Genomic DNA, 16,657 nt, shown 5'->3' on the forward strand with positions numbered 1-16,657 from the left:
TCAACGTTTTTGTTCGCGTTTCAAATACTCGGCCGCGCGATGCACCGCCTGCATGATCTCAATGTGCGTGCCGCAACGGCACAAGTTGAAGCGCAGCGCGTCGCGGATATGGTCGTCATCGGGTTCGGGATTGCGATCGAGCAGCGCCTTCGTGCTCATGATCATGCCGTTGAGGCAATAGCCGCATTGCGCCGCTTGTTCATCGATAAAAGCCCGCTGGATCGGATGCAGCGCATCCAGCGTTCCAAGCCCTTCCAGCGTGAGCGTCTCACGTCCAATAGCTGCCGCAACCGGCACGACGCATGAGCGCGCCGGACCACCATCCAGCAACACCGTGCACGCACCGCACTGGCCGAGACCGCAACCGTACTTCGGACCGTTCAGTTCGAAGTCGTTGCGCAGCACGTACAGCAAGGGGGTGTCGCGGGTCACGTCGACCGTGCGAGTGCTGCCGTTGACGGTCAGCGTCAACGGTCCGGAAACGGATGCGGCGGAAGCAGAGACGCTCATCTTCTAGTCATCGAATCAAGACCGCCTGCGGCAATGCGTTCGGGCATTGCCGCGGCAGCCGGGTCGAAATATCAAGCGGCAGCAGGTGTTGCCTGCTTGGCCGACGGCGACTTCAGGGGCTCGTTGAACACGTCGTAAGCGAACACCCATGCCGGATCTTCGTTCGTGCGCAGCCACGTGTTGTTATGCGAGACCAGTTGCACCTTCGACGCACGCTCCGCCCGATTCGCTTCGTACAGCGCAAACGCGCCGGCGTAATCGGTCGTCCCTACTTCGTCCAGGCAGCGCGTCAGCATGGCTGCATCTTCAATCGCCATGGCCGCGCCCTGCGCCATGTGCGGTTTCATCGGATGGCATGCGTCGCCGAGCAGCACCAGGCGGCCGCGGCTCCACAACGGCAGCGGATCGCGTTCCAGCAGCGGCCACTTCGTGACTTCAGGCGTGGCGTCGATCAGCTTCTGCACCGACGGATGATAGCCCGCGAACGCCTCGCGCATTTCGTCGCGGCTGCTGGGCGCAACAGACTGCCCTGCCGGCCACTCAGCCTGCGGAACGCCAGTCACGTAATAGATTTCATCGCGCTTGGACGTCACGTAATACACCATCATGTGACGATCTTCCGACCACCACTTTACACACAGATCGAAAGGATCGGAGCCCAGCAACGACGCCGGAAATACCGCGCGATGCGCAACATAACCCGTGTAACGCGGCGGTTCCGCGCCGAGCAAATGGTCGCGGATCTTCGAGTTCACGCCGTCCGCGCCAATCACGATATCCGCGCTCTCGACGCTGCCGTCGGCAAACGTCAGCCGCACTTCGTTGTCCACTTCTTCAATCTTGCTCAGGCACTTATTGAACTCGATGGTGCCAGGCGCGACCGCACCGGTCATCAGTTCATGAAAGTCACCGCGGTGCACCGTCAGATACGACGCGCCATATTCTTTCAGCGCGAACTCGCCCAGCGGAATCTGCGCGATGGCTTCGCCCGTTTTCCAGTCGCGGCTGTACCAGTAGTCCGGGTGCGAACCCATGACGTTCAGCGCGTCTTCGCAATCCATGCGGCGCATGATCTTCATCACATTGGGACCGAGATGGATCCCCGCGCCGAGGCGCGAAAATGCGGGAGCCTGCTCGTACAGGCGAACCGAATAACCGGCGCGCTGCATCAGCGCCGCTGCTGCTGTTCCGCCAAGGCCCGCGCCAACGATCGCGATACGGGGTTTGCTCATGATGATCTCTCCATGTCTGGCGCTCGCCGATGTCGTTCAGCCGAGCCTGTTAAATGAACCTATATCGAGTGTACACATTGAATTTTTTTGAGTAAAGAAAATTTGCATTGCGTCGATGCAGGTGCGATTTATCCCTTTATTTGTGCAATTTATAAGGGTTTTCACCAATCCAAAGCATGCGTGCACCATTAAAAAATGTTTTCTGAATCTTGTTAAATTCCAATGTGTACACTAGACTTTATCGAATCAAATTACCCCAGCATTTGCCGGACCCATAACGCCGCCGCGGGCGGCCCGAAGACACACGGAGTCGACTAGATGACCAAGACCTTTCGCATCGGCCAGATCGTGCCGAGTTCGAACACGACGATGGAAACCGAAATCCCGGCCATGCTGCTTGCCCGCCAGAGCATTCGCCCGGAGCGCTTCACGTTCCATTCCAGCCGCATGCGCATGAAGAAAGTGGTCAAGGAGGAACTCGCCGCCATGGACGCGGAATCGGACCGCTGCGCGCTGGAACTCAGCGACGCGCGCGTGAACGTGCTCGGTTATGCGTGCCTCGTTGCAATCATGGCGATGGGACATGGCTATCACCGTGTGTCGCAGAAGCGTCTGCACGAGCGTACTGTCGAGAACGGCGGCGCTGCGCCGGTGATCACCAGCGCGGGCGCGCTTGTCGAAGCATTGAAGGTGATTGGGGCAAAACGCATCGTGGTGGTCGCGCCTTATATGAAGCCGCTGACGGAGCTCGTTGTGGACTACATCCGCAACGAGGGTTTTGAAGTCGTCGCCTACCGGGCGCTGGAGATTCCCGACAACCTGGACGTAGGCCGCCACGACCCGCGCCTGCTGCCGGACATCGTGAAAACCCTGCCTTACCAGGATGTCGATGCCATCGTCTTGTCCGCCTGCGTGCAAATGCCGTCGCTCGCTGCAGTGCCGCAAGTCGAGGCAATGACGGGCAAGCCGGTCATTACCGCAGCCATTGCCACGACTTACGCCATGCTGCGCGAGCTGGATCTGGAACGCGTGGTGCCGGGCGCGGGCGCGCTGCTGTCCGGTGCATATTAAGCGTACTCCTGATCGTACTTACTGATAGCTTTCGACCCATTCACGGACTCCGCGATGACCTCAACTTTTCTCTACGGCGCGAACGTCAACGCCAACGGCATTCGCCAGCATTACTTGCGCTACGGCGGCACGGAGGGCGTGCGTGCCGGCCGTCCCGCCGTGATCGTGATTCCGGGCATTACCAGCCCCGCCGTCACGTGGGGGTTTGTCGGCGAGACGCTTGGCCGGCAGTTCGACACCTACGTCCTCGATGTGCGCGGCCGCGGTTTGTCCGAAGCATCGCCAACGCTCGACTACAGCCTCGACGCGCAAGCCGCCGATGTCATCGCGCTGGCTAATTCGCTCGGCCTCGAACACTATGCGCTGGTCGGCCACTCGATGGGCGCGCGCATCGCGGTCCGTGCGGCACGCAGCGCGCCGAAGGGCCTGACGCGCACGGTGCTGATCGATCCGCCCGTGTCGGGACCGGGCCGCCGCGCGTATCCGTCGAAGTTGCCGTGGTATGTGGATTCGATTCGCCTGGCTGTGAAAGGCATCGACGCCGACGGCATGCGCGCTTTCTGCCCGACGTGGACGGAAGAACAATTGCGTGTGCGTGCGCAGTGGCTGCATACCTGCGATGAACGCGGCATGCTGACATCGTTCGAAGGCTTTCATACCGACGACATCCACGCCGACCTGCCGCTGCTTCGCGTGCCTTCGCTGCTGATCACGGCCGCACGCGGCGACGTCGTACTCGATGAAGACGTGCAGGAAATGCAGACGCTTTGCCCCGGACTGCTGCATACCCGCGTGCCGGATGCCGGCCACATGATTCCGTGGGACAACGAAGCGGGCTTCTACGAAGCCTTCGGCGATTTCCTCGGCGCGAAGCTCGTCTAAATTCAGCGCAACACGAACCGACACTGACACTCATTCTTCAGGAGTCAACATGCCAATCAGCGACTACGAAATGATTGCCGCGTGGAAGCAGGTACTGACGTTGTCGAAGCTGCAGGCCGGCCAGACCGTCACCATCCTCACCAGCGCGTCCACGCATCCGCAAACGCTTTCAAGCGCACTGATCGCCACGCAGTCGATGGGCGCGATCGTCAACCGCCTCGACCTGCTGCCGGTGAACGGCGAAAAGGCGTTGAGCCGCGACTCGCTCGCGTATCTCGGCACCACGCCTCTTACCGGCAACCTGGCCGCTATCGCCGCGTTGAAGGCAAGCGATCTCGTGCTCGACCTGATGACCTTGTTGTTCTCGCCCGAGCAGCACGAGATCCTGGCCACCGGCACGAAGATCCTGCTCGCGGTCGAACCGCCCGAGGTGCTCGCGCGACTCGTGCCGACCGAAGCCGATCGCATCCGCGTACGGGCAGCGGCCGAGCGGATCAAGGCATCGCGTGAAATGCGCGTGAAGTCGAAAGCGGGGACGGAACTCGTATGTCCGCTGGGCGAGTTTCCCGCTATCTCCGAGTACGGTTTCGTCGATGAACCCGGCCGTTGGGATCACTGGCCAAGCGGTTTTGTGCTGACGTTCCCGAACGAGGGTCAAGCGAGCGGCCAGATCGTGATCGATCGCGGCGACATCCTGCTGCCGCAGAAAAAGTACGTGAACGATCCGATCACGCTGACGGTGGAAAACGGTTACGCCACGCGTATCGATGGCGGCGTCGACGCGGATTTGCTAAGCGACTACATGGCCTCGTTCAACGATCCCGAAGGTTACGCAATCTCGCATATCGGCTGGGGTTTGCAACCGCGTGCGCGCTGGTCGACGCTTGGCCTGTACGACCGCGAGGCGACCATCGGCATGGATGCCCGCGCGTTCGAAGGCAACTTCCTGTTTTCGCTTGGACCGAACAACGAAGCCGGCGGCAAGCGCACGACCACATGTCATATCGACATCCCGCTGCGCCATTGCGACGTGATGCTCGACGGCGACGCCGTGGTCCGCGACGGCGTGGTAATGGACCGATAGAACCTGACCCTTGGAGCATTCTGAATGAGCGACATCCAGAGCCACGCCGAATCGGGCGTGTACAAACAGCAGGGATTCGGCACGCCGTTGCCGGTGCAAGGCAATGTCGGCTTGCTGATTGTCGACTTCGTGGTCGGCTTCGCTGACCCCAAGACTTTCGGCGGCGGCAACATTGCGCCGGCAATTGAACGTACGGTGCATCTGCTGGCCGCCGCGCGCCGGCATGGCTGGCCTGTTGCGCATAGTCGTATTGTGTACGCGGCCGACGGCAGCGACGACAACGTGTTTTCGCTGAAAGTGCCGGGCATGGCGACGCTGACCGAAGACCATCCGAACAGCGCAATCGTGCCTGAATTGACGCCGGCACGGGGCGAGTTGGTCGTACGCAAGACCGTGCCCTCCGCGTTCTTCGGCACGCAACTCGCGCCGTGGTTATCGCAGCGCGCGGTGCAAACGTTGATCGTGGCCGGTGCAGTGACGAGCGGATGCGTGCGCGCAAGCGTGGTCGATGCGATGTCGCATGGTTTCCGTCCGCTGGTTATTTCCGATTGCGTGGGCGACCGGGCAATCGGTCCACACGATGCAAATCTCTTCGACATGCAGCAGAAATATGCCGCGGTAATGACGCTCGATGAAGCGCTTTCGAGTATCGAAAAACGTCACGCCTGAGCACTCGATCATTCGCTTTTAATCACTCTGCATAACGCGCAAGCGTCCTCCGGGTTCAGCCCGCGGGACGCTTCATCACGTCCCGCGATAAATCATAACTCATTGATTTACATAGTCTTTTCTCATAAAATTCTTGCTTTCCTGATTTTGGCCTCGTAACTTTGTAAGTAACGCGACCACCGATTTTCCAGGAGACACGACTTGTCGACCCCATAGCATGAGTGCCGGTCTGATTACCTTCGGTATCTGCATGCTGGCGGGTTGCCTCTTGGTGTTGGCGATGCCGAAGCGTATTGTTAATCGTTGAGCGGGTTTGCACAAAATGAGCGGTATCTTCAGGAACCATCATGCCTACTGCAGCAGCGCTCACCCGAGGTGAACTGCTTGCGCGCAACGGCTGCCTGACCATCGTCAGGCAGCCGCTCGCGCCGGTCAAACCCGCGCCTGGTCAACCGGGCAGCGGGTCTTCCTACGTCCAGGATTCGCCGGAAATTTTCGTCGCAATACTGGACGATGGCCGCATCCTGGCGTTCAACGGCCACGTCGATCTTGGCACGGGCATCCGCACGTCGCTTGCGCAAATCGTGGCCGAGGAACTCGACGTGGCCGCCCCGCGCGTCCAGATGATCCTCGGTAATTCCTCCCTGGCGCCGAACCAAGGGCCAACCATCGCGAGCGCGACGATCCAGATATCCGCCGTGCCGCTCAGGTTTGCCGCGGCGCAAGCGCGGCTCGTGTTGATCGGGCTGGCGGCAGAGCGCTGGGGGGGCGATTCCGCTAGCCTTGCCACCGACGATGGGTATGTCATCGCGCCCGACAAGACCCGTATCAGCTTTGGCGAGTTGCTCCAGGGGCAACGGATCTCGCTGCCCATCGATTCATCGGTCATGGTGAAGGACCCGTCGACTTATCGGGTTATCGGACGGCCAACGCCGCGCGTCGATCTGCCTGCTAAAGCCACCGGCACGCTGACCTTCGTACACGACATGCGTGTGCCCGGCATGCTGCATGGGCGCGTCGTGCGGCCACCGTATGCCGGTCACGATTGCGGCGCGTTCGTCGGCAAGACGCTGATCGATGTGGACCGTGCATCGGTCGATACGCTGCCGGGTGTGCGCGGCGTGGTTGTTATCGGCGACTTCGTTGGCGTGGTGGCAGAGCGAGAGGAACAGGCGATCCGCGCAGCGCGCGCACTGCGCGTTCGGTGGCGTCCGCTGCCGCCGCTGCAGTCCCTGGATCACCCCGCGGAGGCGATAGCCGAGGCTCCGGCCCAGCGGCGCCTGCTGCTGGAGGAAGGGGACGTAGAAAGCGTACAGGGACAACCCGGAACGACCACGCTGACACGCAGCTATGTCTGGCCGTATCAGATGCATGGCTCGATCGGGCCGTCCTGCGCGCTCGCGGACTACCAGGACGGACGCATCACGATATGGTCGGGGACGCAGAATCCGCAGACCTTGCGCTACGACTTGTCGCGTCTGGTCGAGCGGGATGAAGCCGATATCGATATCGTCCGCATGGAGGCTTCCGGCTGCTATGGCCGCAATTGCGCCGACGATGTTGCGGGCGACGCGCTCCTGCTTTCACGCGCGATGGGCCAGCCGGTGCGGGTCCAGCTATCGCGTGCTGACGAACATCAGTGGGAGCCCAAGGGCACGGCGCAAGTCGTCGATGTCACCGGCACGGTGTCCCGCACAGGCGACACGCTGGGCTATACGTTCGCCTCGCGTTATCCATCGAACGATGCGCCGCTGCTCGCGCTTCTGCTCACCGGCGTGACGCCGGCCGAGCCGCGCGTCTTTGAAATGGGCGACCGGACCGCGGTGACGCCCTACACCTTCGCGCATCGCCGTTTTGTCTGCCACGACCTGGCGCCGCTGGTTCGGGCGTCGTGGTTCAGAGGGGTGTCGGCGCTACCGAACTCCTTCGCCCATGATGTGTTCGTTGATGAACTCGCTTATGAGACCGGCGCCGATCCTCTGGCTTTCCGCTTGCGTCATCTGAAAGATGAGCGTGCTGCGGCATTGCTTGAAGCAGTCGCTGAGCGCGCAGGCTGGCAAGCGCGTGCCGGACGCCGTGCAGTTCCATTTAACGATACCGGCGAGCGCGTGCTTCAGGGACGCGGCGTGGCGTATGCGCGATATGTGCATAGCCGCTTCCCCGGTTTCGGTGCGGCCTGGTCGGCGTGGATCGTCGATCTGGAGGTCGATACAGTCAGCGGAGAAATCCGCATCAAGCGAGTGACGGTCGGTCAGGATACGGGCACCGTGATCAATCCCGACGGCGTGCGCCATCAGATCCACGGCAACGTGATCCAGACGTTGAGCCGCACGTTGAAAGAGCGTGTGCGCTTTACCGATGGTCTGGTTGCAAGCAAGGAATGGGGCAGCTATCCGATCCTGACGTTCCCCGAGCTGCCGCCGGTGGATGTGGTAATGGTGGACCGGCAAGGCGAACCGCCGCTCGGTGCCGGCGAGTCCGCTTCGCTTCCCGGGGCGCCCGCTATTTCCAATGCGTTATTCGATGCAACCGGCGTGCGGTTCCGCGAACCGCCCTTCACGCCAGATGCTGTCAGGGCCACGCTGCAAGCGTTTAGAACAATGGCGCCCGCCGGGCATTGATGAGCGGGAAGTGACAGACGTGCAAGCTCAGTTATCTTCGGCCCGCGTCATGCTGCGCAGCAGATACACGATGGCAACGCGCTCGGCCGGGTTCAACGCCCCATAAGTCTGCTCGCTTACCTGCCTTGCAAAAGGCACCGTCTGGTCGATCAACGCCAGGCCTTCGGGTGTGGTGCGCACCAGCAGCTTGCGGCCATCAAGCGGATCGGGCGCGACCACGATCAGCGAACGCGCTTTCAAACGCTCTACAACGCCACGGATAGTCGCCTGGTCGATTGCTGTCGCCTTCACGATGTCGTTGAGCGAGCAGGACTGCTGCTCCTTGACCGCGCACAGCGTGACGAATTGCGCCGCAGTGAGATCGGAATCGGGTATGGCCGCCTGGAAAATGGCAACGTGGCGCTGATAGGCGCGCCGCAGCAAGTGGCCGATCTGCTCGGAGAAGTGATACTCCTCGCTGGCAGGAACGGCTGGAGGGGGAGAAGGCTTTTTGGACATGGGAAGAATTGTAGGGTACACGTTCTATTATGCTTCGATTACGGTGACACACCGCTTTCTTCTGTCCTGCCGTGAATCTCTTTTTATCATAGACGGCGTAGCGTGGGCAGGCCGCTTCGCGCAAGCAAATTAACGAGTCACAGCGGCTCATGGAACAACTGAAGAGGAATCAAGAAACCCTCCCCTTGAGCGCGGGATCAAGCACCGCCGCCAGCTTTTCAAACGCCGGCTGTATCTCCTCTTCCGGCACGCATCCGTACCCGATCAACAAACCCGACATGCCCTCCCCCGGCCGCAAGAAATAACCCGACAGCGGCCGCACCACAATATTGACTGCAAGCGCTGCTTTCGCCACTTCGCGATCATCCACGCCATCGGGCAAACGCAGCACGAGATGCAGCCCGGCATCGCCGCCGACAATCTGCAACGCGTCGCCGTAACGCTTCCTGATCGTATCGAGCAAGATCTGGCGACGCTGCCCGTAGATCCCGCGCATTCGCCGGATATGCGACGTGAAATGCCCCTCGGCGATGAACTCGGCCAGCACCGCTTGCTGCAACAACTGCCCCTCGCGATACAACTCCGCCGAAGCCGTCGCGAAGCTCGTCGACAATCCCTCCGGCACCACGATGTAACCAATCCGCAGCCCGGGAAATAATGTCTTGCCGAAGCTGCCGACGTAGATCACCTGGCCCGATGTATCGAGTCCTTGCAGCGACGCAAGCGGCCGGCTGCCGTATCGAAACTCGCTGTCGTAGTCGTCCTCGATGATCCAGCAGCCGTTTTGCCGCGCGAATTCCAGCAGCATGCGCCGCCGCGCGAGGCTCATCACCATGCCCAGCGGGTATTGATGCGACGGCGTGACCAGCATCAGCTTGGGCGGATCGGCGAGATCATCCGCTGAAGGATTGATGCCCTCTGCATCGACGTGAATGGCCTTGAGCGATAGCCCCGACACCTGCAACACGCTACGCACGCCCCAATAGCAAGGGTCTTCGGTCCAGATGACATCGCCGGAATCGGACAACAGACGCACGGCAAGATCGATGGACTGGTGAATCCCCGTCGTCACGATAATTTGCTCCGGCGTACAGCGTACCGAACGCGAGGTCCGCAAATAATCGGCGAGCACCTGACGTAGCTTGGGCAAACCGCCGCCGGGCGCATAGGTCAGCAGATCCGGCGGCAAACGGCGCCAGTATTTCGATTGCAAGCGGCTCCAGACAGCGGCTGGAAACTTCGATACGTCGGGCACGCCGGGCATGAACGCGCCGCCCTGCCGCTGCGACACACCGGCGCCCTGCAACAACCGCGCGCCGCGCGCGGACAACACGCGCGGTTCCGTCGGCGCCGCGTCGCGCACCGACGGGTCCGCCCCCACGATCTCATCGGGCGCGCTGTCCGAGACAAACGTGCCCTGACCGGTCGCCGACCACACGTAGCCTTCCAGCGCGAGTTGCTCGTACACCTGCGTGACCGTATTGCGGCCGAGGCCCAGCTCGCTTGCGAGCAAACGGGACGACGGCACCTTCGTCCCCGCCGGCAATTCCCGCGACAGGATGGCCTGCTGCAACAAGCCATATAACTGCCGATAAATCGGCAGCCCGCTCGTTCGTTCGATCCGCTGAGCCAGCCAGTCGGACAACATGCTTGCTCGCATCGCGGACATCGAAGAAATGGCTCCTATAAAAACACGGAAATGGCTCTGATTGAAAGAGCCAAATCTTACTATAGTCGATGCATTGCCTAAAAACCCGCCCAGGAGATATACCGTGAGCCAGAACCTGAAGAACGCCGACCTTAAAGCCCGCAAGGACGCAGCGACGCCACGCGGTGTCGGCGTGATGTGCGATTTCTACGCTGAACGTGCCGAGAACGCTGAACTGTGGGACGTAGAAGGCCGGCGTTTTATCGACTTCGCGGCGGGCATCGCGGTATGCAACACGGGACATCGGCACCCGAAGATTGTCGCCGCCATGCGCGCGCAACTTGAGCGCTTCACGCACACGGCGTATCAGATCGTCCCTTACGAATCGTATGTTTCGCTCGCCGAGAAAATCATCGCGCGCGCACCCGGCGACCATGCAAAGAAGGCCGCGTTCTTCACGACCGGCGCGGAAGCCGTCGAGAACGCAATCAAGATTGCGCGCGCCGCGACGGGCCGGCCGGGCGTGATTGCATTCAGCGGCGGGTTCCACGGCCGCACGTTCATGGGCATGGCGCTTACGGGCAAGGTTGCGCCGTACAAGATCGGCTTCGGGCCGTTCCCGTCGGATGTATTCCACGCTCCGTTCCCGAACCCGGTTCGCGGCATCACGACCGAGGATTCGTTGCGCGCGATCGAGCACCTTTTCGCGGCGGATATTGAAGCCAAGCGCGTGGCCGCGATCATCTTCGAACCGGTGCAGGGCGAAGGCGGTTTCTATCAGGCGCCGGCGGAATTCGTGCGTGCGCTGCGCAAGATCTGCGATACGCACGGCATCCTGCTGATCGCCGATGAAGTGCAAACCGGCTTCGCGCGCACAGGAAAGATGTTCGCGATGCAGCACTACGACGTGGTGCCGGATCTGATGACCATCGCCAAGAGTCTCGCGGGCGGCATGCCGCTGTCGGGCGTTGTCGGCCGTGCCGATGTGATGGACTCCGTAGCACCTGGCGGCCTGGGCGGCACGTACGCGGGCAATCCGATGGCGGTCGCGTCGGCGCATGCGGTGCTTGAGATCATCGATGAAGAGAAGCTCTGTGAGCGTGCCGCGCAACTCGGCGACAAGCTGAAAGCGCGGCTGTCATCGCTGAAGGCTGACGTACCCCGGATCGCCGATGTGCGCGGCCCCGGCGGCATGATCGCCGTCGAATTCTGCAAGCCCGGCACCACCGAAGCCGATGCCGCTTTCGCCAAGCGCGTGCAGACCTTGGCGCTTGAGCGCGGCCTGCTTTTGCTGATCTGCGGCGTGCATAGCAACGTGATCCGGTTCCTGTTTCCGCTGACCATCCAGGACACCGTGTTCGATGAAGCGCTTGCCATTCTCGAACGCGTCCTGACGGAAGAAGTGGGGGTGGCGGCATGAGCACGCAAGGTTTGTCGATGCAATTGAAAGACCCGGCGCTGCTGCGTCACGAAGCGTTCATCAATGGTGAGTGGCAAGACGCCGAGGACTCGGCGACCTTCGACGTCATCGATCCCGCAACCGGTCAGTCACTCGGTCATGTGCCGAAGATGGGTGCAGCGGAAACGCGTCGTGCTATTGATGCGGCGAACGCCGCCTTGCCGCTCTGGCGCAAGAAGACCGCGAAAGAACGCGCCGTCGTTCTACGCCGCTGGTACGACTTGATGTTGGAAAACGCCGACGATCTCGCGATGATCCTCACGCGCGAACAAGGCAAGCCGCTCGCCGAAGCCCGGGGTGAGATTGTGTACGCTGCATCGTTCATCGAGTGGTTCGCTGAGGAAGGCAAACGCGTCGCGGGTGACACGCTGGCGTCGCCGGCCGCCGATAAACGTATCGTGGTCACCAAGGAACCGATCGGCGTCTGCGCAGCGATTACGCCGTGGAATTTCCCGAGCGCGATGATTACGCGCAAGGTCGGCCCGGCGCTGGCGGCGGGCTGTTCGATCGTCGTGAAACCCGCTGAAGCAACGCCGTTTTCGGCATTCGCCATGGCCGTGCTCGCCGAGCGTGCAGGGTTGCCCAAGGGTGTGCTGAACATCGTGACGGGGGACCCGAAGGCGATTGGCGCCGAGCTGACCAGCAATCCGATTGTGAGGAAGTTGTCGTTCACGGGATCGACTCAGGTCGGCCGCTTGCTGATGGCGCAAAGCGCGCCGACGGTCAAGAAGGTGTCGCTGGAACTGGGCGGCAATGCACCGTTCATTGTTTTCGACGATGCCGATATTGATGCCGCAGTCGAAGGCGCGATTGCATCGAAGTATCGCAACAGCGGGCAGACGTGCGTGTGCACGAACCGCTTTTATGTTCACGACCGGGTCTATGACGAATTCGCCGCGAAGCTGGGCGCGGCCGTGGTGAAGCTGCCGGTGGGCAATGGATTGGAGAGTGGCGTATTGCTCGGGCCGCTGATTAACGATGCGGCAGTTCAGAAGGTCGAGTCGCACATTCATGACGCGCTGGATAAAGGCGCCAAGGTGGTCGTTGGCGGCAAGCGGCACGCGCTTGGATTCGGCTTCTTCGAACCGACCGTGTTGTCAGGCGTGACGTCGGAGATGAAGATCGCCAGGGAAGAAACGTTCGGGCCGCTCGCACCTTTGTTCCGGTTTTCTTCCGACGAAGAAGTGATACGGATGGCTAACGATACCGAGTTTGGGTTAGCCGCGTATTTTTATAGCCGCGATATCGGGCGAGTGTGGCGCGTGGCCGAGGCGCTGGAATATGGCATGGTCGGGATTAATACCGGGCTGATTTCCAACGAGGTCGCGCCGTTTGGCGGGGTTAAACAGTCTGGCCTCGGGCGCGAGGGGTCGCGGTATGGAATCGATGACTATCTGGTGATCAAGTATTTGTGTATGGCGGTGTGAGGAACGTTCGAACTTGGGTTTGCGCCTTACGCATCACGTACCAATGGCCGTTGTAGCGTGTTAGTTCCTTTTCATCCGGTCGTGTCTCTCATGGTCGAAACAGAAGATGCGAAAATAGGAATCCGCGTTAGCACCTGCCCGTCCGTGAGCAACTTATCACCGGCAAGTCTGCAAGGGATAGGAGCGCCGCCACGGGATCGCCTAAGCCATCAGGTGGCGCGGTGATTGCGGCAAGACCATGGCATGGGCCAGGGAGGGGCGCAGTGTTCCACTGCGCCCCTCCCTCTCCGAACACCGATACCCGCACGCTTCGCCATCAGCGACTGAACCTGCCCAGGTTCGCCCCCTTACCCGCGGATAGCGACCCATTGATCAGCAAGCGACCACCGGCCCGGGCGTGTTGCTAACACCGCCCCATTCAAACCTCAACCGTAACCCGCTCCACGCTTTCTACCGCCAACGCCGTGCCGAACGCCGCATGCAGCAGCGCCGCATGCGCAGCGCCCGCATCCAGGACGATCAGGTTCTCCGCAAAAGCCTTCTCCAGCGAAAGGCCGCCCTCGATCACGGCCTCCATTGCCGTTTCCGTCGCAATAAAGACCACGTCCCGATCCTCCTGATTTTTCGCCGTCACATCAGGCGGCTCTGGATTGCAGTCGGGATCGAATCCGGTCTCCGTCGCGTGGAAAAATCCCCAAGTTCCTACTTCAATCAGTAGAACATAGAAATCCGGTAGCGCCATCAACTGACTCACAGGCATGGACGACTCGAGCCGACGTTGCAACGCCTTCAATGTATCAATGGCCGCCACGCGCAATTTCACATTGGCCAGCGGACCATCGAAAACCTTTTCCGGCAACACGCCCGCATCGATCGCCTCCCGGGTCGCGACCGCCACAGTAAGCGATCCAGGATGATCCACGTTAAATTCAATCTTTAGGTCACAGATAGAGCACATTCTCTCAATTCCTTTGCAAGCGTCGCATGAGCCTAATGGATCTCAAGGTGTGACAATGTTGAACCAGAAGTCGAAGTTATCCAGCCAGGAAACAAACTCTCCCAGCTTCTGCGTGTTGCCAGTTATCTTCGCCTTGCCCGCAATAATCTGCTTCTGCATGGTCGCGACACCCATCATCACGTCGTTGAGATCGGACCGCGACATGGTCACGGATGCATCGGCCGTATCCGAGGTCTTGCCCTTCGAATAGTGCAGCGCTGAATTTTCAACGCCGACCAGATAATTTTCTTTCGTGTCCGTCATGATGAAATTGAACGAGATCGTTTTGCCCGCCGCCCGGTCCGCATTCAAGCGGACACCCTGGTAATCCAGGAACATTTCCAGCGGCATCGCCTTGATCGTGTCAGGACTTTGCGAACTGCCGAACGGAACCTTATGCACGCCATTACGCAGTTCCATTGCGCCCGTGAGATAGAAATTGCGCCAACTTGAGGCTTCCGACTGGTAGCCGAGCTGCTCATAGGCATCAGCCAGCATGTGCTTGGCAGAAACGTTTTTCGGATCGGCAAATACAACGTGGTTCACCACTTCTGCAACCCAGCGATACTCACCTTTGTCGTAGTATTTCTGCGCCTTCTGCATGACGGCATCTGCACCACCCATGAACTCGACATAACGCGTGCCGTTTTCAACCGGCGGCAATCTATGCAGATTTGCCGGCACACCATCGAAAAAGCCCAGACGCAGGTTGTATTGCGCAACCACATCGTGGAAAACTGTGCCGTAATAGCTGCGGCAGTACCATTGCTTTGCCAGGGTGTCAGGCAACCGCAGCATTTCCCCGATCTCAAGCGGCGTGTAGCCAGTATTCGCGAGGCGCATGGTCTGGTCATGCAAATACCGGTACATGTCGCGCTGCGCCTTCAGGAAAGCAATGATCCGGTCATTTCCCCAGGTCGGCCAGTAATGCGAAGCGAACAGGACTTGCATGTCGCTGCCAAACATATCAATGGCTGCCTGAAGGTACTTCGACCACAACAACGCATCCCGGACCTTTGCACCACGCAACGTATAAAGGTTGTGCAGCGTATGAGTCGCATCTTCAGCAGCGCAAAAGGCCTTGTATTTCGGAATGTAGAACATGAACTCAGAGGGCGCTTCGGATTCCGGCGCCATGATGACCTTCATCTCAACGCCGTCCATTGTCAGCGTCTGCCCCGTCCCGGTCGCAAAATCGGTCGGCACCAACAGCGTGATTGCGCCAATGGACGTGGTTTTACCCAATCCCGCGTCAACTACGCCATCCACGCCCCGTGGCAGCAAATTGCCGTACATGTACGCCGCCCGCCGGCTCATTGCGTTCCCCGCGATGACGTTCTCGCCCACGGCGGCCTCAGTAAATCCCTCCGGCGCGTAAATCTTTATCTTGCCCGACTTTAAATCGGCTTCATCGACAATACCTCGAATTCCACCGTAATGATCCGCATGACTATGCGTATAAATAACGTGTGTAATCGGCCGGTCGCCGAGATGCCGCACCACCAATTGTTTCCACACTACAGCCGATACATCCGCCGTCATCAATGGATCAATGACAATCCAGCCGGTATCCCCGCGGATAATACTCATCACTGAAAGGTCATACCCCCGGACCTGCCAGATCCCGTCAACCACTTCGAACAAGCCGTGGTTCATGTTCAGCTTGGCATTTCGCCAGAGACTGGGATTGACCGAATCAGGTGCATTATTTTCCGGACCCCCGGTAATAAAATCAAACTGCCCCAAATCCCAGGCCGCGCCGCCCTTCGAACTCGGAATAACCCCGGGGCTCGGCAGCGTGCCAATCAGTCCACGACTCGCATCCTGAAAATCCTGTGTGTCATTGAAAGCTAATTCATGCGCATACACAGCATTCGCTTCCAGAGTGGCCTTGGTTGGCGGCTTGGAACCTATACCCGTGGGCTTGGCAGGCGGCGTACCTTGCGCCAACGCATCTCCGGCTACCGCACCAAGACCCGATGCAACGCCGACGGTGACAGCGCCAACGCCTCTAAGAAACTCTCTGCGTTTTGTCGAGGAAGACGGGATTTTTTCATCAGACATGGGCAATTACCTCCAGGATTCGAATTATTCTAAAAAGCAGATAAGGTCATGGAAACGCGCGGTCAACGCATCCCTGCAGCGGCTCCTTTCAATCTCATTCAGCTGCAATGTTTCGCATGCGCTCATTCGCCTGAAAACCTTTCAAGTCAGCTACATATTTCAATCATCGACACAGTAATGTAAATGCTGTCCAAGGACGATTGAAAAACTGCTCCCAGGCGTCATTAAGCCACCTCAACCAATATCGGGTTTCATAGCGTTTGAGATAACGTTGCTGAAAATTTTTTCCGCTTGATATTAATCGCCAGTTCGCCTATAGCGCGAGGCGATTACTGATTCAAGTGAAATAGTCGGCTTGTTCGTGATGATTAAATTGGTCAAACCATCATGCGGTTTCGTGCAGTGCCGCAGTCGGATATCCGCTGCTTTGATGGGCTGTCCCTACCCGCCGCTTCCCAGACTAGCCGCTATCTAAAGCATTTTTGATCATTTGCA

14 protein-coding genes are annotated in these 16,657 nt (G+C 59.8%); 7 read left to right on the top strand and 7 right to left on the bottom strand.

The window, feature by feature from the left end:
• Both ACMX25_RS13490 and ACMX25_RS13495 read right to left on the bottom strand, forming a co-directional pair.
• Positions 1–510, bottom strand: coding sequence for a (2Fe-2S)-binding protein (locus tag ACMX25_RS13490; RefSeq protein WP_414950439.1), 510 nt, complete (start codon positions 508–510; stop codon positions 1–3).
• A gap of 71 nt (positions 511–581) precedes the next feature.
• Positions 582–1,742 (bottom strand): FAD-dependent monooxygenase, encoded by a 1,161-nt coding sequence (locus ACMX25_RS13495; protein ID WP_414950440.1) that lies wholly within the window; start codon positions 1,740–1,742, stop codon positions 582–584.
• Positions 1,743–2,060: 318 nt separating this feature from the next.
• Between ACMX25_RS13495 and ACMX25_RS13500 the strand changes: the two genes are divergently transcribed.
• From ACMX25_RS13500 to ACMX25_RS13515, 4 genes are read left to right on the top strand one after another with little or no spacing between them, the layout of a single operon-like run.
• Positions 2,061–2,813 carry a maleate cis-trans isomerase family protein gene (locus tag ACMX25_RS13500; RefSeq protein WP_414950441.1) on the top strand — a complete coding sequence of 251 codons (753 nt, stop codon included), beginning with the start codon at positions 2,061–2,063 and terminating at the stop codon, positions 2,811–2,813.
• Between the two features lie 54 nt (positions 2,814–2,867).
• Entirely contained in the window at positions 2,868–3,695 is an 828-nt protein-coding gene (locus tag ACMX25_RS13505) for an alpha/beta fold hydrolase (RefSeq protein WP_414950442.1), read from the top strand.
• Between the two features lie 49 nt (positions 3,696–3,744).
• The gene (locus ACMX25_RS13510; RefSeq protein ID WP_414950443.1) at positions 3,745–4,779 is read left to right on the top strand and encodes a M29 family metallopeptidase; all 1,035 of its coding nucleotides are present in this window, start codon (positions 3,745–3,747) and stop codon (positions 4,777–4,779) included.
• Between the two features lie 24 nt (positions 4,780–4,803).
• Positions 4,804–5,448: an N-carbamoylsarcosine amidohydrolase gene (locus tag ACMX25_RS13515; protein ID WP_414950444.1), complete on the top strand. Its 645-nt coding sequence runs from the start codon at positions 4,804–4,806 to the stop codon at positions 5,446–5,448.
• A 55-nt stretch (positions 5,449–5,503) separates the two neighbouring features.
• Here the strand turns inward: ACMX25_RS13515 and ACMX25_RS13520 are convergent, their stop codons facing one another.
• The gene (locus tag ACMX25_RS13520) at positions 5,504–5,797 is read right to left on the bottom strand and encodes a hypothetical protein (RefSeq protein WP_414950445.1); all 294 of its coding nucleotides are present in this window, start codon (positions 5,795–5,797) and stop codon (positions 5,504–5,506) included.
• On the opposite strand from ACMX25_RS13520, the gene ACMX25_RS13525 reads away from it, so the two are divergent.
• Entirely contained in the window at positions 5,796–8,069 is a 2,274-nt protein-coding gene (locus ACMX25_RS13525) for a xanthine dehydrogenase family protein molybdopterin-binding subunit (RefSeq protein WP_414950446.1), read from the top strand. The two genes, ACMX25_RS13520 and ACMX25_RS13525, sit on opposite strands and share 2 nt — an antisense overlap.
• Before the next feature lie 27 nt (positions 8,070–8,096).
• Here the strand turns inward: ACMX25_RS13525 and ACMX25_RS13530 are convergent, their stop codons facing one another.
• Complete coding sequence (locus tag ACMX25_RS13530) at positions 8,097–8,567, bottom strand: MarR family winged helix-turn-helix transcriptional regulator (RefSeq protein ID WP_414950447.1); 471 nt, start codon at positions 8,565–8,567, stop codon at positions 8,097–8,099.
• 169 nt (positions 8,568–8,736) lie between these two features.
• Complete coding sequence (gene pdxR, locus ACMX25_RS13535; protein ID WP_414950487.1) at positions 8,737–10,227, bottom strand: MocR-like pyridoxine biosynthesis transcription factor PdxR; 1,491 nt, start codon at positions 10,225–10,227, stop codon at positions 8,737–8,739.
• A gap of 124 nt (positions 10,228–10,351) precedes the next feature.
• Between pdxR and gabT the strand changes: the two genes are divergently transcribed.
• Both gabT and gabD read left to right on the top strand, forming a co-directional pair.
• Positions 10,352–11,635 carry a 4-aminobutyrate--2-oxoglutarate transaminase gene (gene gabT, locus ACMX25_RS13540; RefSeq protein WP_414950488.1) on the top strand — a complete coding sequence of 428 codons (1,284 nt, stop codon included), beginning with the start codon at positions 10,352–10,354 and terminating at the stop codon, positions 11,633–11,635.
• Entirely contained in the window at positions 11,632–13,101 is a 1,470-nt protein-coding gene (gene gabD, locus ACMX25_RS13545; RefSeq protein ID WP_414950448.1) for an NADP-dependent succinate-semialdehyde dehydrogenase, read from the top strand. Before gabT ends, gabD begins: the two co-directional genes overlap by 4 nt.
• A gap of 418 nt (positions 13,102–13,519) precedes the next feature.
• Here gabD and ACMX25_RS13550 read toward each other — a convergent pair whose 3' ends face one another.
• Both ACMX25_RS13550 and ACMX25_RS13555 read right to left on the bottom strand, forming a co-directional pair.
• The gene (locus ACMX25_RS13550) at positions 13,520–14,023 is read right to left on the bottom strand and encodes a hypothetical protein (protein WP_414950449.1); all 504 of its coding nucleotides are present in this window, start codon (positions 14,021–14,023) and stop codon (positions 13,520–13,522) included.
• 78 nt (positions 14,024–14,101) lie between these two features.
• Positions 14,102–16,162 (bottom strand): alkyl/aryl-sulfatase, encoded by a 2,061-nt coding sequence (locus tag ACMX25_RS13555; protein WP_414950450.1) that lies wholly within the window; start codon positions 16,160–16,162, stop codon positions 14,102–14,104.
• Positions 16,163–16,657 lie beyond the last annotated feature (495 nt).

This window comes from Caballeronia eucalypticola, from assembly GCF_047608185.1.
Lineage (GTDB): Bacteria > Pseudomonadota > Gammaproteobacteria > Burkholderiales > Burkholderiaceae > Caballeronia.